This window comes from Pseudomonas sp. FFPRI_1, assembly GCF_055384485.1.
This window is the reverse complement of sequence record NZ_AP029168.1, coordinates 2,579,094-2,596,232: the sequence shown is the minus strand read 5'-3', so window position 1 is coordinate 2,596,232 and position 17,139 is coordinate 2,579,094. Positions and strand designations below refer to the sequence as shown.

Below are 17,139 nucleotides of genomic sequence, written 5' to 3'. Positions count from 1 at the left end.
ATCAGTTGTTGTACAGATCGATGATGGCGCTGACCGCCTGGGTCTTGACCTTGGACGCGTCGTTACGGGCGTTCTCGATCTTGTTCAGATAGGCCTCGTCGACGTCGCCGGTGACGTACTTGCCATCGAACACGGCGCAATCGAAATGCTCGATCTTGATCTTGCCGCCACCGACCGCCTCGATCAGGTCAGGCAGGTCCTGGTAGATCAGCCAATCGGCACCGATCAGGTCGGCCACATCCTGGGTCGAACGATTGTGGGCAATCAGCTCGTGAGCGCTCGGCATGTCGATGCCGTACACGTTTGGATAACGCACGGCCGGCGCTGCGGAACAGAAGTAGACGTTTTTCGCACCGGCTTCACGGGCCATCTGAATGATCTGCTTGCAAGTGGTGCCACGCACGATGGAGTCATCCACCAGCATCACGTTCTTGCCGCGGAACTCCAGCTCAATGGCGTTGAGCTTCTGGCGCACGGATTTTTTCCGTGCAGCCTGGCCCGGCATGATGAAGGTCCGGCCGATGTAGCGGTTCTTCACGAAGCCTTCGCGGAACTTGACTCCCAGGTGGTTGGCCAGCTCCAGGGCAGCGGTGCGGCTGGTGTCCGGGATCGGGATCACCACATCGATATCGTGCTCGGGACGCTCGCGTAGGATTTTCTCCGCCAGCTTCTCACCCATGCGCAGCCGGGCCTTGTAGACCGATACACCGTCGATGATCGAATCGGGACGCGCCAGGTACACGTGCTCGAAGATGCACGGAGTGAGCTGCGGATCGTTCGCGCACTGACGGGTATACAGCTTGCCCTCTTCAGTGATGTAGACCGCCTCGCCCGGGGCCAGGTCGCGGATCAGGGTGAAACCCAGCACGTCCAGGGACACGCTTTCCGAGGCGATCATGTACTCCACGCCCTCGTCGGTATGGCGCTGGCCGAACACAATCGGACGGATGCCATGAGGATCCCGGAACCCCACGATGCCGTAGCCGGTGATCATCGCCACCACCGCATAGCCGCCTACACAACGGTTGTGCACGTCGGTTACCGCGGCGAACACGTCTTCTTCGGTAGGCTGCAGCTTGCCGCGCTGGGCCAGCTCGTGGGCGAACACGTTGAGCAGCACTTCAGAGTCGGAGTTGGTGTTGACGTGGCGCAGGTCAGACTCGTAGATCTCCTTGGCCAACTGCTCGACATTGGTCAGGTTGCCGTTGTGCGCCAGGGTGATGCCATACGGTGAGTTGACGTAGAACGGCTGGGCCTCGGCCGAGGTCGAGCTGCCCGCGGTTGGATAGCGGACATGACCGATGCCCATGTGACCGACCAGGCGCTGCATGTGGCGCTGCTGGAACACATCACGGACCAGGCCATTATCCTTGCGCAGGAATAACCGGCCATCATGGCTGGTCACGATACCGGCAGCGTCCTGGCCGCGGTGCTGGAGGACGGTTAGCGCGTCATACAGCGCCTGATTGACGTTCGACTTACCGACGATACCGACGATGCCACACATGCGACGCAACCCCTACTTAATGAAACTGAACTGAACCCATCTTACTGAGGCGTTTTGGCCGGTAAGAGGTGCTCCTTGAACGGTATATCAGCGGGTACGCTGATACCGCTGGCCAGCCACTGACTGCTCCACCCCAGAATGAGGTTCTTGGACCAGTCTGCAACCAATAGAAATTGTGGCACCAGTCGCGACTGTTGCCACCAGGAATCCTGCTGTACCGGCCCCAGGCTCAGAAGCCCGACCGCCACGACCACCAGCAACGCGCCACGCGCCGCGCCGAAGGCCATGCCGAGGAATCGATCGGTTCCGGAGAGGCCGGTGACGCGAATCAATTCGCCGATGAGATAGTTGACCATTGCCCCCACCAGCAAGGTGGCGACAAACATGATTGCGCAGCCCGCGATCACGCGAGCCGAAGGAGTTTCGATATAACCGCCGAGGTACTCGGACAGTGAGCCACCAAACATCCAGGCAACGACTCCTGCGATGATCCAGGTAAGCAACGACAAGGCTTCTTTGACGAAACCGCGGCTCAAGCTGATCAAAGCGGAGATGGCGATTATTGCAACGATCGCCCAGTCAACCCAGGTAAATGGCACAGTGCAGCCTACAGACGGATAAGGCGGCGCATTTTAACAGAGCGCTTGGCTGTCGGTAAGCTGCGATTCACTGTGCTTTTAAAATCAGCCAGATAGCTTCAGCCACGCTCTGGCTGGAAGCGCACCACGAAGCCCTTGAGGTTCTGCTGACGCCCCAAAAGGTCACGCAGGCGATCTGCCTCGGCACGCTCGATCAACGGGCCGACAAACACTCGATTCTTACCTTCGGCCGAACGGATATAGGCGTTATAACCCTGGCTGCGCAGGGTTTTCTGCAGGTTTTCCGCACTTTCACGACTCGACAGGCTGGCCAATTGCACCGACCAGCTGACGGACAGGCCATTGGCATCTACCCGGCTCTGGGTCGTATCGGGCTTGGCCACGGCCACCGGCTGAGGTGGCGCCGGAACAGGTTTCGGCGCCGGCGTCGGCTTGCTCGCCACAACGGGCGCCGCAGCGGCCACTGGCGCGCTTGGAGCAATCGGCATCGAAGGCGCCGACTGCTGAACCACTGGCTCATCGGCCGGCACCGAGCCTTCAGGCAACGCCTGAGGCTCGGGCACCACCACCGGCTCGACCTGAACCTGGGGCATCACCGAAGCCTGAGGCGCCGGCGGTGCTTCGACCGTAACACGGCGCTGCTCGTCCTCTCGCGAGAACAGCATCGGCAGAAAGATCACCGCCAACGCCACCAACACCAGAGCCCCCACCATTCGCTGCTTGTAGACGTTATCCAACATAGCCATGTGCAGCTTCCTCCGTGGAGCGCCGGGCGAGCCACTCGAGCGCCTCGGCAACACAATAAAAAGACCCGAACAGCAGGATTTCGTCATCGGCATCCGCTTGCGCACACTGCCCTTCCAACGCTGCCGCCACACTGGCATAGGACGTTACTGGCGCCCCCAGGTTCTCCAGCGCCGCTTGCAGATCCTCGACCGGGCGTGCCCGCGGCGAATCCAGAGGTGCCACCGCCCAGTGCTGGACAGCCGCCTGCAGGCAGCCAATCACACCAGGAAGATCCTTGTCCGCCAGCAAACCGAACACCGCCAGGCGCCTGCCCACCACCGGACGACGCGCCAGGCGCTCGGCCAGATACTGCGCCGCATGGGGGTTATGACCAACATCCAGCAACAGGTTCAGGCGCTTGCCATGCCAATCGATCTGTCGACGATCCAGTCGACCGGTTACCCGGGTCTGCTGCAAGGCTGCCGCGATCTGCCCAGGCTGCCAAGGCAAGCCCATGAGCAGGTAGGCCTGCAAGGCCAGCGCGGCGTTTTCCATCGGCAGATCGAGCAGCGGCAGCCCTCTCAGTTCGACCTGGTTGCCCTGGGCATCAAGACCGCGCCACTGCCAATGCTGCTCAGTCAGGCCCAGGTCGAAATCCCGCCCGCGGAGAAAGAACGGACAGCCCAGTTCCCGCGCCTTGTCCAGCAACGGCTGCGGCGGATTCAGATCGCCACAGAGTGCCGGCGCGCCAGGACGGAAGATCCCGGCCTTCTCGAAGGCCACGGACTCACGAGAATCACCCAGGTATTCGATATGGTCGACGCCAATGCTGGTGACCAATGCCAGGTCGGCATCCACCAGATTGACCGTATCCAGGCGACCGCCCAGGCCGACTTCCAGGACCACGGCATCCAGTGCCGACTGCTGAAACAGCCAGAACGCAGCCAGTGTCCCCATCTCGAAGTAGGTCAGGGTAATGTCACCGCGCCCCGCCTCGACCGCCGCAAAGGCCTCGCACAACTGCTGGTCAGTGGCTTCCTCGCCATTGACCTGCACCCGCTCGTTGTAACGCAGCAGGTGCGGAGAGCTGTAGACACCGACCTTCAGGCCCTGGGAGCGCAGCAAGGACGCGACAAAGGCACAGGTGGAACCCTTGCCGTTGGTCCCCGTGACCGTGACGACCCGGGGCGCCGGTTTGCCCAGCCCCATCTGGGACGCTACCTGTTGCGAGCGCGCCAGCCCCATGTCGATGGCCGAAGGGTGCAACTGCTCGAGATAGGCGAGCCATTCGCCCAGGGTACGTTCGGTCATAGGTTTGCAGGAATCGGCGGAACCACGATCGGCTCGACAGGTGCAGCCACGAACTCCGGCGTCGGCAGGCCCATGAGCTGAGCCAGCAGGTTACCCAAGCGCGGACGCAGTTCCTGACGGGAAATAATCATGTCGATCGCACCGTGCTCCAGCAGGAACTCGCTGCGCTGGAAACCTTCCGGCAGCTTTTCCCGCACGGTCTGCTCGATCACGCGAGGGCCGGCGAAGCCAACCAGGGCCTTGGGCTCGGCAACGATCACATCACCCAGCATCGCCAGGCTGGCGGAAACACCACCATAGACCGGGTCGGTCAACACGGAGATGAACGGAATGCCCTCTTCACGCAGGCGCGCCAGCACCGCGGAGGTCTTGGCCATCTGCATCAGGGAAATCAGTGCCTCCTGCATCCGCGCACCACCGGATGCGGAGAAGCAGATCATCGGGCAGCGGTTTTCCAGGGCATAGTTGGCCGCACGTACGAAACGCTCACCGACGATGGCGCCCATGGAACCGCCCATGAAGGAGAATTCGAAAGCCGAGACCACCACCGGCATGCCCAGCAGGGTGCCGCTCATGGAGATCAGCGCATCTTTCTCGCCGGTCTGCTTCTGCGCCGCGGTCAGGCGGTCCTTGTACTTCTTGCCGTCGCGAAACTTCAGGCGATCCACGGGCTCCAGGTCGGCCCCCAGCTCATCGCGGCCCTCGGCGTCGAGGAAGATATCGATACGCGCGCGTGCGCCGATCCGCATGTGATGGTTGCACTTGGGGCAAACATCCAGGGTCTTTTCCAATTCTGGGCGATAGAGCACCGCCTCACAGGATGGGCACTTGTGCCAAAGACCTTCGGGCACCGAGCTTTTCTTCACCTCGGAACGCATGATCGAAGGGATCAGTTTGTCTACCAACCAGTTGCTCATGCTTTCTTTCTCCAGTACCGGCGACCCGAACGCTTTGGTTCGCAGCCCCGTGTATGCCCTTGAGCTAAATTCATGTGTGCGGCGATGATCGATTCGCTACCGCGGTCAGCACCCGGCTCGACCTGCCTGCAGCGAACCTTTCCTCAGCCATCCCGGCACCCGCAATAGAGCGGTTGCCACTCGATTCCAACCCCGCCTGAAGGCGGCGCCTGCCTGTTTTGTACAGTGGTGTTATGGACGGCGGCAGACTGCCAGCCGTCACATCGACTCACTGCCGCGACGCACGGCCTGCATAAATGCATGAATCTTCGCCTGATCCTTGATGCCCTTGCTTTGTTCCACGCCACCGCTGACGTCCACGGCATAAGGACGAACCTGGGCGATGGCCTCACCGACGTTTTCCGCCGACAGGCCACCGGCGAGAATCAGCGGCTTGCTAACCTCCCGAGGAATCAGGGACCAGTCAAAGGTCTCGCCGGTTCCGCCCGGCACACCTTCGACGTAGGCATCCAGCAGAATCCCGCTGGCCCGAGGGTGCGCCAGGCAGGCCGCGGCGATATCGTCCCCGGCCTTGACCCGCAAGGCCTTGATATAGGGCCGGTGATAGCCTTCGCAGTCAGCCGCCGACTCATCACCGTGAAACTGCAGGAGGTCCAGCGGCACCGCATCGAGTATCTCCCCCAACTCGCAGCGACTGGCATTGACGAACAGGCCCACGGTGGTCACGAACGGCGGCAAGGCGGCAATGATCGCCCGCGCCTGCTGCACCGTTACCGCCCGCGGGCTCTTGGCGTAGAACACCAGGCCGATGGCGTCAGCCCCCGCCGCCACTGCCGCCAACGCATCTTCTATGCGGGTAATCCCGCAAATCTTGCTGCGAACAGCTGGCATGTCGTTTGAACCTCAGGGGTAAATCCGGAAAGTCCCGGATGGTAGCAAATGCTTTTCCGGGCGTCAGCCGTCAAGTTCCGAGAATCCACTGAGGAAATGTGGCCCGATGTATCGCTCGGGCAACTGGAACTCATCGTTGTATTCGACCTTGACCAGGTACAGGCCGAAAGGATGGGCCGTCACCCCACCGGTACGGCGAATGCGGCTCTCCAGCACCTCCCGCGCCCACTCCACCGGGCGCTCGCCGGCACCGATGGTCATCAGTACACCGGCGATATTGCGCACCATGTGATGAAGGAAGGCACTGGCACGAATATCCAGGACGATCATCTTGCCGTGCCGGGTGACCCGCAGGTGATGAAGCTCCTTGATCGGCGACTTGGCCTGGCACTGCCCCGCCCGGAACGCACTGAAATCATGGGTACCGACCAGAAACGCAGCCGCCTGGGCCATCCGCTCGACGTCCAGCGGCCGATGGTTCCAGGTGATTTCTTCGTTGAGGTGGGCCGGGCGGATCTGATCGTTATAGATCACATAGCGGTAGCGCCGGGCAATCGCCTTGAACCGCGCATGAAAATGCGCCGGCATCTCCTGGGCCCAGCTGACGCTGATGTCATGGGGCAGGTTAATGTTGGCGCCCATGACCCAGGCCTTCGCCGAGCGCACGGCCTGGGTATCGAAATGCACCACCTGACCACAGGCATGCACACCGGCATCGGTGCGCCCAGCACAAGAAAGCAGTACCGGAGAGTCCGCCACTCTGGACAGGGCCTTCTCCAGGGTTTCCTGGACACTGGGCACGCCAGACGCCTGGCGCTGCCAGCCGCGATAGCGCGAACCCTTGTATTCAACACCCAGAGCGATTCGGGAAAAGCCTGCGGCCGCCATTTCGGCGGCCGCGTTATCTATATTTGCCAAGAACTTACAGCCTGCTGATATGCGCAAAGGCGCCCATTATAAGGCCGTCGGAAACAGACGCCATGCACTGCCGAGCTTTAGTTGCCGATTACCCCCCAAGACAGCCGGGCCACAGGAAGATTGCATGACCTTCAGGCAATCGCTATATAGAAAAATATATATCGAAAACAACAAAGCACCTGATCGAGAATCGACGAATGATCGCAACCAGCAAAGAAGCCGTAGGCCTAGCCTACAGCCTGGAGGGCATGCTTCACGCCAAGCGCATGACCTGGGAAGCCATTGCGCAAATGGCCAGGCAGATCAAGCCGGGCATGCATGAATCCTGCGCCAGGGAAATGGGTCTTGAGGTGTTGCGGGAACTGGGCATGGAACGGATCTGGCACCCGCTGCTGATCCGTTTTGGCGCCAACACCTTGAAAACCTTCAAGCAGCGCTCCGATGGCGATCCGCAACTAGGGGAAAACGACCTGTTCTTCATCGACCTGGGGGTTGTCTGGGACCGCCACGAAGGCGATTGCGGCGCCACATTCGTCAGCGGTGACGACGCCGAGATGCACGCCTGCGCCGCCGCGGCCAAGAACCTGTTCGATCAGGTGCATCAGCAGTGGAAGACCCATCAGATGGCCGGCCCGGAACTGTACCGCTATGCCGCAGAACAAGCCTGCGCCATGGGCTGGGTGCTCAACCTGGACATCAAGGGACATCGGGTCAGCGACTTCCCCCACGCCATTTATCGCGCCGGAGACCTGGGAGATTTCGCCGACTGCCCACAAGTGGGGCTGTGGATCCTGGAAATACAGATCGCCCATCCCACCCGCCCTTTTGGCGCCTTCTACGAAGACCTGCTGATCTGAGCAGCGCCTAGGTCAGCATCAACAAAAACGGCAGCCTCATCGGCTGCCGTTCTGTTCAAGCATCGAATTGCTTCAAGCCAATCGCGCCAGCATTTCCTGCGCTTCGCTCTTCTGCCCTTCGCTGCCCTCGCTCAACACTTCACCCAGGATATCCCGCGCGCCGTCGTTATCACCCATATCGATGTAGGCCTGAGCCAGATCCAGCTTGGTGGCGACCTCGTCACTGCCGGAAAGGAAGTCGAAATCCGCCTCTTCAGGTTCTGCCGCCGCATCTTCAGCGGTGAAGCTCGGCGCATCCAGCGGCTGATCAAGGCTCTGGGACAGGCGATCCAGCTCGGCGTTGACATCATCCAGCTCGGAAGCGAAAGCGTCCTTGGGCTCTGCAACCGCGTCCATCTCATCCGCCAGAGACAGATCGAAGTCCGCCGACAGATCCAAGTCATCCAGGGCCGATTCGGTGACGGTTGGCACGTCGCCAGCCGGCAGGTCCTTGAGGTCGTCTTCCAGGCTCAGCAGGAAGTCGTCGTCGCTCTGGGTCGCGGCAGGCAGGTCAGCCCCCAGATCCAGATCGAAGTCTCCCAGGTCATCCAGGTTCTCCTCTGGCGCCGTCTGCTGCTCGAGCACCGAACCGAAGCTCAGGTCATCATCCAGCGGGAAGTCTTCCAGCTCGGGCTCAGACTCAGGTTCAGGCTCAGCCGCTACCACTGCCGGCGAAGCCGCTTCCAGATCATCCAGGCTCAGATCGAAGTCGGCGTCCAGGCCTTCCACAGGCGCAGCAGGCTCGGGAGGCTGTGGCTCATCCAGCAACAGGTCCTTGACATACTGGGCGTCCAGCTCGGCAGCCACCGCCGCGGTAGCCAGGCCGGCTGCCGCTGCCACTGCAACCATTGCCGGGAAGCGACTTTTCAGTTCCTCGACCCGGGCATGGTTATCACCATTGGCCACCAATTGCCGCTCTTCAGCGACAAAAGCACTGCGGTCCCCCTGATGCGCGTAGACCTCCATCAGCTTGAGACGCAGATCACTGCGCTGGGGCTCGAGCTTGACGGCTTCTTCAAGAATCGCCGCCGCCTGGTTCAGGCGGCCGCCATCGATGTGGTTCTGCGCCTGCCCCAAGACATCGGTTGCCCGCTCGACCGGCGCCGCAGGCACCGGCACGGGCTCCACCACCGGAGCTGGAGCTGGAGCTGGAGCTGGAGCTGGAGCAAGCTTGACGCTTGGCGGCGGAACTTCAAGGCCTTCGAAACTGCCTTCCGGCAGCTCCATGTCCTCGCTGAACTCATTTTCCTCGGACAATGCCCGAGCCATGCGCAGATGCTTTTCCGCCTCCTGCTGGGCCTTGCGCCGGCGCGCCCACAGCAGCAGCAACAGCAGCACGACCAATACGCCGCCACCGCCCACCAGACCCAACAGGATCGGATTGCTCAGCAGATCGCCGTACTTGTCTTCGTCCGTCTTCGCAGCGGCCGTATCCGGCACCGCAGCGACAACGGGCTCAGTCACCGGGGCGGCAGGAGCCGCTGCAGGCGCTTCAGGCTTGGCCACCAGTTCCGCCGGCATCGCCGGAGCGGTTGGAGCCGCAGGAACAGCAGCCGAGCCATCGGCCTGCAGCTTGGCCAACTGGTTGTTTTTCAATTCGATCAGGCGCTGCAGCTTGTCCAGCTGGCTTTGCAGGTCCGCCATGCGTTCCTTGAGCTCGGCATTGTCGCGACGGGTCGCATCCAGGCTTTCCTGGGTCACTGCCAGCTTGTTGTTCAGCGCCTTGCTGTCACCCGCGGCCCCCTTGCCACGCGCCTTGCCGCTCTCCGCAGAGACCAGGCTGAGGTTGTCCTTGGCGTTGGCCTGCTTGGGCGCCTTGTCGGCACCCGCACGCCGGGTTGCATCCACTTGCTGCTGGCCGCGGGCACCGGAACGACGCCCCTGGCGCCAGGCGGCGTTCTGCGCGGCAACTTCGGCAATTGCCTTGGGCTGCGGCAGCGCGGTGCTCTGCACCACATCGGGCAGGCGCAGGACCTTGCCGGTCTTCAAGCGGTTGATGTTGCCATCGATGAAGGCATCCGGGTTCAGCGCCTGGATCGCCAGCATGGTCTGCTGGATCGAAGCACCATTACGGTTCTTCGCGGCGATTTCCCAGAGCGTGTCACGGGCCGAGGTGGTGTATTGCTCAGGCTTGCTGACCTTGCTTGCACCCGTCGCCGGGGCGCTGATCGCCGGGGCGGCTTGAGCCGCGGCGGCCGCCTGCGGGGAAAACTTCGAAGGATCCAGCAGCACACTGTAATCGCGCAGCAGGCGGCCGTTGGGCCACATCACCTGCACCAGGAACTTGACCATCGGCTCCGACAGCGGCTGGCTCGAGGTCACCCGCAGCACACTCTTGCCGCCGGGATTGAGGATCGGGGTAAAACTCAAGTCGTTGAGGAAGGCCTGGCGATCGACGCCGGCCTTGGCGAACTCTTCTGCCGGGGCCAGGCTAGGCACCACCTCCGCAGCAGTAAGGTCCTTGATATCGAGCAATTCGATTTCTGCTACCAGAGGCTGGTTCAGACTCGACTTCAGGGTCAGCTCCCCGAGCCCAAGCGCCTGCGCCATACCGGAGGACAGCGCCGAGGCGGCCGCTATTGCTAACACCAGTTTGCGAACTTGAACCATAGCCTCATCCTTTGTTTGAACATTCCTCGGCCAGCGAGAAGGTTTTGTAGCGGCTGCCATAAGGCACTGCGCGGGGCCATGAACGACCACGACGCGCGACTATTTCCTGCATGCCCCGGGAGCACCTGACGGCCACTCACCTCCAGCAACTTGCCAAGCATAGCGCCCAGCTAGATTCATTCTGCAAATTGTTGCCAAGTATCTTTTACAGCTGGTCTTTTATCAACAATTCAGCCAACTGCACAGCGTTCAACGCCGCGCCTTTGCGGACGTTGTCCGAGGTCAGCCACAGATTCAGTTCCGTCGGGTCATCGACACCGCCGCGAACCCGTCCCACATAGACTACGTCCTGGCCCACGGCGTCACCTACAGCCGTTGGATAATCCCCGGCTTCCACCAGCTCCAGGCCGGGAGCCGCCTCCAGTGCAGCATTCACGGCCGCCAGATCAACAGCGCTGGCTGACTGCAGAGTCACGCTATAGCTATCGCCAAAAAACACCGGCGCTTGAATGCAAGTGACAGAAATCTTTAATAAAGGTTGTCGCAGAACCTCGCGCAACTCCCTGACCAGACGCTTTTCCAGCAGGGTATGGCCCTGGGCATCGGGCGTACCAACCTGGGCCAACAGGTTGAAGGCCACCTGACGATCAAAGACCCGCGGCTCCAGCGGGCGCACATTCAGCAGCTCAGCGGTCTGCCGGGCCAGTTCGCTGACGGCTTCGCGCCCCTGGCTGGAAATCGCCAGGCTGGCGGTCAGGTTGACCCGCTGGATGTCCAGCAATCCCTGCAAAGGTGCAAGCACTACCGCCAGCGCGGTGGCCGAAGCACTGGGACTGCTCAATTGCACCGGCTTCTTCAGGCCTGCCAGAACCTCGGCATTGGCTTCAGGCACGACATTCGGCGCCTGGGCCGAAGGCAAGGCGCCCGACAGGTCGATGACCGTGCAATTGGCCGCCGTGGCCCGCGAGGCAAAACTCAGGGTCACCGCCGGCCCCGCCGCGAAAAACACCAGCTGGACCTTGCTGAAATCGAACTCGTCGACCTCACGCACCCGGACATTCTTGCCGCGAAACGGCACCGAATGACCGGCCGACTCGCTGCTCGCCAACAGGTGCAGATTGCCAATGGGGAAATCACGCTCTTCGAGAATCTGCACCAGGGTTTCGCCGACCGTGCCGGTGGCACCGATCACGGCAATATCAAAGGACGGGGTCATGGTGCTTACCTCAGGTAGAACGGGGGAGCGGCACTTTACCCGGCACAGGGTGGCGAGGCAATTCATGGGGCCCTCGCAACGGCAGCGAGAACCGCCTCAGAAGCCACTGAGCCCCAGCGCGCCCATAAAAAAACCCGCACCTGGCAGCAGGGGCGGGTTCTTTCAGAGCCTCAGGCGATCAACGCTCGAGCAGGATCCGCAGCATGCGGCGCAGCGGCTCGGCCGCGCCCCACAGCAGTTGGTCGCCCACGGTGAAGGCGCCAAGGAACTGCGAGCCCATGTTGAGCTTGCGCAGACGGCCAACCGGCACGTTCAGGGTGCCGGTAACCTTGGTCGGGCTCAGCTCCTGCATGCTGATCTCGCGCTGGTTCGGCACCAGTTTGACCCAAGGGTTGTGCTGGCTGATCAGCCCTTCGATATCGGCGATCGGTACGTCCTTGTTGAGCTTGATGGTCAGCGCCTGGCTGTGGCAGCGCATGGCGCCGATACGCACGCAGATGCCGTCCACCGGGATCGGGTTCTTGAAGCGACCGAGGATCTTGTTGGTCTCGGCCTGGGCCTTCCACTCTTCACGGCTCTGGCCGTTGGGCAGTTCCTTGTCGATCCACGGGATCAGGCTGCCGGCCAGCGGCACGCCGAAGTTCTCGGTCGGATAGGCATCGCTGCGCATGGCCTCGGCCACTTTGCGGTCGATGTCGAGGATGGCGCTGGCCGGGTTGGCCAGGTCATCGGCAACCGCAGCGTGGGTTGCGCCCATCTGCTTGATCAGCTCGCGCATGTTCTGCGCACCCGCGCCCGAGGCCGCCTGGTAGGTCATGGCGCTCATCCACTCCACCAGGCCGGCTTCGAACAGGCCGCCCAGGCCCATCAGCATCAGGCTGACGGTGCAGTTGCCGCCGATGTAGTTCTTGGTCCCGGCATCCAGCTGCTGATCGATGACCTTGCGATTCACCGGGTCGAGGATGATCACCGCGTCATCCTGCATGCGCAGGCTGGAAGCGGCGTCGATCCAGTAGCCCTGCCAGCCGGCTTCGCGCAGCTTGGGGAAGACTTCACTGGTGTAGTCGCCACCCTGGCAGGTCAGAATCACGTCGAGGGTTTTCAACTCTTCAATGCTGTAGGCATCCTTCAGCGGAGCAATGTCCTTGCCCACCGACGGCCCTTGGCCACCGACATTGGAAGTGCTGAAAAACACCGGTTCAATAAGATCGAAGTCCTGCTCTTCCAGCATCCGCTGCATGAGCACGGAACCGACCATACCGCGCCAACCGATCAGACCTACACGTTTCATCGCAACTACACCTATACAAAAGTGGGCCACTGTCTGTGCAGTGGGCCGCAAAGATTACAGATTCCGCAGCGCGGCGACTACTGCATCGCCCATTTCCTGCGTACCGACTTTGGTGCAACCTGCCGACCAGATGTCACCGGTGCGCAAGCCTTGATCCAGCACCCGGCTCACGGCCTGCTCGATGGCGTCCGCCGCCTCGTTCAGGTTGAAGCTGTAGCGCAGCATCATCGACACCGAGAGGATGGTCGCCAAGGGGTTGGCAATGCCCTGCCCGGCAATGTCCGGCGCCGAGCCGTGGCAAGGCTCGTACATGCCCTTGTTGTTGGCATCCAGGGAGGCCGAGGGCAGCATGCCGATGGAACCGGTGAGCATCGAGGCTTCGTCGGACAGGATGTCGCCGAACATATTGTCGGTCACCATCACGTCGAACTGCTTTGGGGCGCGGACCAGTTGCATGGCGGCGTTGTCGACGTACATATGGCTCAGTTCGACATCCGGGTAGTCCTTGGCCACCTCCTCGACCACTTCGCGCCACAGCTGGCTGGAGGCCAGGACATTGGCCTTGTCCACCGAGCAGAGCTTCTTGCCGCGCACCCGCGCCATGTCGAAGCCGACCCGGGCGATGCGACGGATCTCGCTCTCGCTGTATGGCAGGGTGTCGTAGGACTGGCGCTCGCCGTTTTCCAGCTCGCGGGTGCCGCGGGGCGCACCGAAGTAGATGCCGCCGGTCAGCTCGCGAACGATGAGGATGTCCAGGCCGGAGACAATTTCCGGCTTCAGGCTCGAGGCATCCGCCAGTTGCGGGTAGAGAATTGCCGGGCGCAGGTTGCCGAACAGGCCCAATTGCGCACGGATCTTCAACAGGCCGCGCTCAGGACGGATGTCACGTTCGATCTTGTCCCATTTCGGGCCACCCACAGCACCCAGCAGCACCGCGTCGGCGGCACGAGCGCGCTCCAGGGTCTCATCGGCCAGCGGCACGCCGTGCTTGTCGATGGCGGCGCCGCCGATCACGTCGTGGCTCAGCTCGAAGCCCAGGCGGTACTTGTCATTGGCCAGCTCCAGCACCTTGACTGCCTCGGCCATGATTTCCGGGCCGATACCGTCGCCAGGAAGAATCAGAATCTGTTTGCTCATGGGTTCCTCATTTGCTCTGTCGGCACGCCCGCAGGCGTACCCGGAAAAATTCTATCGTTCGGCCCACAGCACCAGTACATCTGTACTGAACGAACCATCGGCCTCAATCTCAAAATATTCGCGCACTTCATTGCCCATGGCCTGCTGCAGCTCGCGGATCGCCGCACGCATGACCTGGGGCGTACGCATGCGTTCGACCCAGGAGCTGTACTCCAGGCGCAGGCGCTGACGAGCAGTGCTGCGCGCGTGCAAACCGGCCTCGCTGACCTGGCGCAACCACTCCCCTGCCGAATAATCACGCACATGGCTGGTATCACGCAGCACTTCCACGCTCTGCAGGTAAGTGTCGAACAGCGGACTACCCGGCGACAAGACATCGATGAACGCCGCCACGCCACCCGGTTTCAATACCCGGCGCACCTCGCGCAGGGCCTGGCCCAGGTCGCTCCAGTGGTGAGCCGAATAACGGCTGAACACGAAGTCGAACTCGCCATCGGCGAACGGCAAGCGTTCGGCGGCGCCATGCCGGGTGCTGATATTACCCAGATTGCGCTCAGCCGCTGCACTGGCCACCACATCAAGCATCTGCGGCGAAAGGTCATAGGCCACCACCTCCCTGACCAGCGGTGCGACATGAAAGCTCACATGCCCAGCGCCACAGCCCAGGTCCAGCACTCGCGCATCGCCGCGCTGCGCAACCTCGGCCTGTAGCAGGGCGAACTCGACACCTTGAGCGTGCACCGCACTGCTCAGGTAGGCCGAAGCCTGCTCGCCGAATTGCGTCTGTACCACTTGGCTATGGGCCTTGCTGGTCATGATGCGGTCCTTTTGATCAGGGAAAAACAGCATTCACCGGCCAGCCGCCAGCTGCACCGATCGGCAGCCAGCGGCCAGCAGGCAGACAGTCACTCAGGCGTCGCGGAACAACCAGGGCTGGCTGGCGCGATGCTTGGCCTCAAAGGCGGCGATGGCATCACCGTCCTGCAGGGTCAGGCCGATGTCGTCGAGGCCGTTGAGCAGGCAATGCTTGCGGAACGCGTCGATCTCGAACGTCAGCACTTTGCCGTCAGGACGGGTCACGGTCTGCGCCTCAAGGTCGATGCGCAACTGGTAGCCCGGGGTGCCTTCCACCTGCTGGAACAGCTCGTCGACCTCCTCGTCGCTCAAGATGATCGGCAGCAGGCCGTTCTTGAAGCTGTTGTTGAAGAAGATGTCGGCATAGCTTGGCGCGATGATGCTGCGAAAACCGTACTCTTCCAACGCCCAGGGCGCGTGTTCGCGGCTGGAGCCGCAACCGAAGTTTTCCCGCGCCAGCAACACGCTGGCGCCCTGGTAACGCTCGGCGTTGAGCACGAAGTCCTTGTTCAGCGGACGCTTGGAGTTGTCCTGGTAGGGTTGCCCCACATCCAGGTAGCGCCACTCGTCGAACAGGTTGGGGCCAAAGCCGGTGCGCTTGATCGACTTGAGGAACTGCTTGGGGATGATCTGATCGGTGTCGACGTTGGCACGATCCAAGGGCGCGACCAAACCAGTGTGCTGGGTGAAAGCTTTCATGCTGCGCTCCTTTAGATCAATTCACGGACGTCGACGAAACGACCGCTGACAGCGGCGGCGGCGGCCATGGCCGGGCTGACCAGGTGGGTACGACCACCTGCGCCCTGGCGCCCTTCGAAGTTGCGGTTCGAGGTCGAGGCACAATGCTCGCCGGATTCCAGGCGGTCCGGGTTCATCGCCAGGCACATCGAGCAGCCCGGCTCACGCCATTCGAAACCGGCCTCGAGGAAGATCTTGTCCAGACCTTCCGACTCGGCCTGAGCCTTCACCAGGCCCGAGCCCGGGACCACGATCGCCTGCTTGATGGTGGAAGCCACCTTACGGCCCTTGGCGATCACTGCGGCAGCACGCAGGTCTTCGATCCGCGAGTTGGTGCAGGAACCGATGAACACCCGATCCAGCTGGATGTCGGTGATCGCCTGGTTGGCGCTCAAGCCCATGTACTTCAAGGCACGGACGATGGAGTCGCGCTTGACCAGGTCCATTTCCTTGGCCGGATCCGGCACGTTCTGATCCACCGCCAGGACCATTTCCGGGGAAGTGCCCCAGCTGACCTGCGGCTTGATCTGTGCGGCATCGAGTTCGACCACGGTGTCGAATCTGGCATCGGCATCGGACACCAGGTCTTTCCAGGCCTCGACAGCCAGGTCCCATTCCGCGCCCTTGGGGGCGAAAGGACGGCCCTTGACGTATTCCACGGTCTTTTCATCCGCAGCGACCAGGCCGACACGGGCACCGGCTTCGATGGACATGTTGCAGATGGTCATGCGGCCTTCGACCGACAGGTCGCGAATCGCGCTGCCAGCGAACTCGATGGCATGGCCGTTGCCGCCGGCGGTGCCGATCTTGCCGATCACCGCGAGGACGATGTCCTTGGCGGTCACGCCGAAAGGCAAGATGCCTTCGACCCGCACCAGCATGTTCTTCATCTTCTTGGCCACCAGGCACTGGGTGGCGAGTACGTGCTCCACCTCGGAAGTGCCGATGCCGTGGGCCAGGGCGCCAAAAGCACCGTGGGTGGAGGTGTGCGAGTCGCCGCAGACCACGGTCATGCCCGGCAAGGTCGCGCCCTGCTCCGGGCCGATCACGTGGACGATGCCCTGGCGCACGTCGTTCATCTTGAATTCGACGATGCCGTATTCGTCACAGTTGTCATCGAGGGTCTGCACCTGAAGGCGCGACACCTGGTCGGCAATCGCCTCGATTCCGCCCTTGCGTTCAGGGGTGGTCGGCACGTTGTGGTCCGGGGTGGCGATGTTGGCATCGATGCGCCACGGCTTGCGCCCAGCCAGACGCAGGCCCTCGAAGGCTTGCGGGGAGGTCACTTCGTGGATGATGTGACGATCGATATAGATCAGCGCCGAACCATCGTCGCGCTGCTTGACCAAATGCGAATCCCAGAGCTTGTCGTAGAGCGTCTTGCCGGCCATCGGACCATTCCTCATCAGCTTGTTTCTATGCCCCGGGCCCTGATCGCCTGCCGATCAATAACCCCTTGGCTTGTGAGGCTGATGCTATGGGGTTAGATTAAATAACTCAAATTCATATTTTTCATGCTTTGGATAA

The 17,139-nt window shown here is 61.9% G+C and carries 15 protein-coding genes; 1 reads left to right on the top strand and 14 read right to left on the bottom strand.

Translation table 11 applies throughout. The annotated features are described in order from the left end of the window. Position 1: 1 nt before the first annotated feature. The 7 genes from purF to truA all read right to left on the bottom strand — a co-directional run bounded on the left by purF (position 2) and on the right by truA (position 6,839). Positions 2–1,507, bottom strand: coding sequence for an amidophosphoribosyltransferase (purF, locus tag ACZ5BO_RS11785; RefSeq protein ID WP_025130179.1), 1,506 nt, complete (start codon positions 1,505–1,507; stop codon positions 2–4). A gap of 41 nt (positions 1,508–1,548) precedes the next feature. Beyond that, complete coding sequence (locus ACZ5BO_RS11780) at positions 1,549–2,106, bottom strand: CvpA family protein (RefSeq protein WP_025130180.1); 558 nt, start codon at positions 2,104–2,106, stop codon at positions 1,549–1,551. 98 nt (positions 2,107–2,204) lie between these two features. Continuing rightward, positions 2,205–2,852: an SPOR domain-containing protein gene (locus ACZ5BO_RS11775; RefSeq protein ID WP_025130181.1), complete on the bottom strand. Its 648-nt coding sequence runs from the start codon at positions 2,850–2,852 to the stop codon at positions 2,205–2,207. After that, positions 2,836–4,143, bottom strand: a complete 1,308-nt coding sequence (gene folC, locus ACZ5BO_RS11770; protein ID WP_025130182.1) for a bifunctional tetrahydrofolate synthase/dihydrofolate synthase — start codon at positions 4,141–4,143, stop codon at positions 2,836–2,838. The genes ACZ5BO_RS11775 and folC overlap by 17 nt, the downstream gene beginning before the upstream one ends. Beyond that, positions 4,140–5,060 carry an acetyl-CoA carboxylase, carboxyltransferase subunit beta gene (gene accD / locus ACZ5BO_RS11765; protein ID WP_025130183.1) on the bottom strand — a complete coding sequence of 307 codons (921 nt, stop codon included), beginning with the start codon at positions 5,058–5,060 and terminating at the stop codon, positions 4,140–4,142. The genes folC and accD overlap by 4 nt, the downstream gene beginning before the upstream one ends. 258 nt (positions 5,061–5,318) lie before the next feature. Then, positions 5,319–5,951 (bottom strand): phosphoribosylanthranilate isomerase, encoded by a 633-nt coding sequence (locus ACZ5BO_RS11760; RefSeq protein ID WP_025130184.1) that lies wholly within the window; start codon positions 5,949–5,951, stop codon positions 5,319–5,321. Positions 5,952–6,014: 63 nt separating this feature from the next. Then, entirely contained in the window at positions 6,015–6,839 is an 825-nt protein-coding gene (gene truA / locus ACZ5BO_RS11755) for a tRNA pseudouridine(38-40) synthase TruA (RefSeq protein WP_025130185.1), read from the bottom strand. Positions 6,840–7,066: 227 nt separating this feature from the next. Here truA and ACZ5BO_RS11750 point away from each other — a divergent pair, with 227 nt between their 5' ends. Beyond that, positions 7,067–7,726: a M24 family metallopeptidase gene (locus tag ACZ5BO_RS11750; protein ID WP_464699853.1), complete on the top strand. Its 660-nt coding sequence runs from the start codon at positions 7,067–7,069 to the stop codon at positions 7,724–7,726. 72 nt (positions 7,727–7,798) lie between these two features. Here ACZ5BO_RS11750 and ACZ5BO_RS11745 read toward each other — a convergent pair whose 3' ends face one another. The 7 genes from ACZ5BO_RS11745 to leuC form a co-directional block, all read right to left on the bottom strand. Continuing rightward, positions 7,799–10,375, bottom strand: coding sequence for a motility hub landmark protein FimV (locus ACZ5BO_RS11745; RefSeq protein WP_464699851.1), 2,577 nt, complete (start codon positions 10,373–10,375; stop codon positions 7,799–7,801). Positions 10,376–10,580: 205 nt separating this feature from the next. Further along, the gene (locus ACZ5BO_RS11740) at positions 10,581–11,591 is read right to left on the bottom strand and encodes an aspartate-semialdehyde dehydrogenase (RefSeq protein WP_025130188.1); all 1,011 of its coding nucleotides are present in this window, start codon (positions 11,589–11,591) and stop codon (positions 10,581–10,583) included. Positions 11,592–11,769: 178 nt separating this feature from the next. Next, positions 11,770–12,882 carry an aspartate-semialdehyde dehydrogenase gene (asd, locus tag ACZ5BO_RS11735; RefSeq protein WP_025130189.1) on the bottom strand — a complete coding sequence of 371 codons (1,113 nt, stop codon included), beginning with the start codon at positions 12,880–12,882 and terminating at the stop codon, positions 11,770–11,772. Between the two features lie 54 nt (positions 12,883–12,936). Further along, on the bottom strand, positions 12,937–14,019 hold the full coding sequence (leuB, locus tag ACZ5BO_RS11730; RefSeq protein WP_025130190.1) for a 3-isopropylmalate dehydrogenase: 1,083 nt from the start codon (positions 14,017–14,019) through the stop codon (positions 12,937–12,939). Positions 14,020–14,070: 51 nt separating this feature from the next. After that, a complete protein-coding gene (locus ACZ5BO_RS11725; protein ID WP_464699849.1) occupies positions 14,071–14,835 on the bottom strand; it encodes a class I SAM-dependent methyltransferase in 765 nt (254 codons plus the stop codon). A 93-nt stretch (positions 14,836–14,928) separates the two neighbouring features. After that, entirely contained in the window at positions 14,929–15,573 is a 645-nt protein-coding gene (gene leuD, locus ACZ5BO_RS11720) for a 3-isopropylmalate dehydratase small subunit (RefSeq protein ID WP_025130192.1), read from the bottom strand. A gap of 11 nt (positions 15,574–15,584) precedes the next feature. After that, complete coding sequence (gene leuC / locus ACZ5BO_RS11715) at positions 15,585–17,003, bottom strand: 3-isopropylmalate dehydratase large subunit (RefSeq protein ID WP_025130193.1); 1,419 nt, start codon at positions 17,001–17,003, stop codon at positions 15,585–15,587. Positions 17,004–17,139 lie beyond the last annotated feature (136 nt).